This window comes from Mesorhizobium sp. M7A.F.Ca.CA.004.04.2.1, assembly GCF_004022825.1.
Lineage (GTDB): Bacteria > Pseudomonadota > Alphaproteobacteria > Rhizobiales > Rhizobiaceae > Mesorhizobium.
In genome coordinates this window covers 1-1,530 of sequence record NZ_RZPH01001243.1, presented here as the reverse complement: position 1 = coordinate 1,530, position 1,530 = coordinate 1, and the positions used below count along the sequence as shown (strand labels likewise).

Annotated in this window: 4 protein-coding genes; 2 read left to right on the top strand and 2 right to left on the bottom strand. The window is 61.4% G+C overall.

Going from position 1 to position 1,530, the window contains the following annotated elements:
• On the top strand, positions 1 to 232 hold a 232-nt coding region (locus EN893_RS38400; RefSeq protein WP_206640230.1), incomplete at its 5' end, for a hypothetical protein.
• 73 nt (positions 233 to 305) lie between these two features.
• Positions 306 to 494, top strand: a complete 189-nt coding sequence (locus tag EN893_RS33450; protein WP_127272037.1) for a hypothetical protein — start codon at positions 306 to 308, stop codon at positions 492 to 494.
• 134 nt (positions 495 to 628) lie between these two features.
• Here the strand turns inward: EN893_RS33450 and EN893_RS33445 are convergent, their stop codons facing one another.
• Entirely contained in the window at positions 629 to 1,198 is a 570-nt protein-coding gene (locus tag EN893_RS33445; RefSeq protein ID WP_127271883.1) for a DUF1254 domain-containing protein, read from the bottom strand.
• Positions 1,191 to 1,530, bottom strand: a 340-nt coding sequence (locus tag EN893_RS33440; protein ID WP_128362153.1) for a DUF1214 domain-containing protein, incomplete at its 5' end; no start/stop codon positions are given. The genes EN893_RS33440 and EN893_RS33445, both read right to left, overlap by 8 nt.

Genomic DNA, 1,530 nt, shown 5'->3' with positions numbered 1-1,530 from the left:
CTCGCGGCGTGATGGGCGGGTGAGCGAACAGAACGCCGACACTGCGGCGCGGAACAGCCTTTCGGCCTTTCCCGAGTCTTTTCGCACCGCGATTTGCCTGAAGTCCGAAGATGACACGAAGGATACGCCCGTACTCGACACAACCTTGACGACGCTCGACCGGGACCGTGCCGGTTCCGAGAGTGCCAAGAACAAAGTTCAAGTTAGCGACGATCCGTTAGCGTTCCGTTAACCCTCTGCCGGCCTTAATGACATTTGGAGGCGTTGCGTTGTGCTCCGGGGAAACCGAGAGGAATGCGCGAACCATGGGCATGGTACTGTCTTTCGTGCCGCGTACGGCACCAAACACCAGAGTAAAGCAAACCGCCGAAATGCCGGCAGCGGTGATCATCTTTCCCGGCATCCGCTACGAGCGGCCGCATGCCGGCGAAGTGCGGCCGGTCGATCCCGACAAGCCGGGTTCGCCAGGACCAAAACCGGTCCCGCACCACTGAGTTTCGGCGGCCACGGACCTTTGGTCCGGGATCATGTCTAGTGCATGTCGCCCAAAAGTGACCTCGGTTTTGGGAGAACGACATGCACAAAGATCCAAAGCGGGTCGTCTGAATCCGTTCAGACGCGACTCGCTTTAGAAGTCCTGCAACTCGCAGGAACTCTGTTCGAAGAAGCGCGAAACGATCGGCTTCCAGCTGCTGTCGGGCACGAAGGCGCGGATGACGAAGATGCCTTCCTCGATCGGCGCTTCGACGAAGATCGCTCCTTGAAGATCCTCTGGAAGATCCTTGCGCACGTCGATCATCTGCGCCGGCGTCAGCACGACGGCATCCAGAACGCCGCCGGTCGCTGTGTGGTCGTTGAAGGAATAGATGTTGTGGCCGCTGCGGTCATAGACCGACACCGACCAGAACGGGACATGCCCAGGTGCCTTGACGCGGACCATGCCTTCGCCCAGATCGAACCGGCAGGCCGTCGCGTAAAACAGCGGGTCGACGGATTTCACCACGGGCGCGCCACCGGCCTCGGCATCGAGCCGCGTCATCTTGTACAGATCCGACGCCATGGACAGCCGCGACCAGGCATCGCGTTCGGAAAACTCGGGCACCAGCAGCAGCACGGCGATGTGCACGATGCCGGCGCCGAGCAGACCGAGCAGGACGGCATGCAGAAGTCCGCGCATCGCAGCGTAAAAACTACGCATTGCAGCCGACCTTGACGATATGCGGCAGCGAGACGTCCGACAGGCCGGTGCTGCTGGCGATTGGCGTGTCGTAGAAGGTCAGCACGAAATACATCCTGCCGAAGCCGTCTGTCAGCAGCCAATTGCCCGGCATCGGGTGATGGCCGGCGGAAATGATCACCGAATTGTCGGGCTGGCGCACCACCCCGTAGGATTGCAGCGCCGCCAGCCGGGGTTTGCCGGTTTCGACCACGCCGAGCGACTGGTCGGCGGCATAAAGCGTCCAGAACCGTGCTGTCGGAAAATCACCCTCGATTGTGTAGGTGCATTCGCGCTTGAGCTCGGCGCCGGCG

Bases quoted from the DNA above. Each gene is read 5' to 3' on its own strand.
- EN893_RS33450 (WP_127272037.1), top strand. From the start codon at position 306: ATGGGCATGGTACTGTCTTTCGTGCCGCGTACGGCACCAAACACCAGA.
- EN893_RS33445 (WP_127271883.1), bottom strand. From the start codon at position 1,198: ATGCGTAGTTTTTACGCTGCGATGCGCGGACTTCTGCATGCCGTCCTG.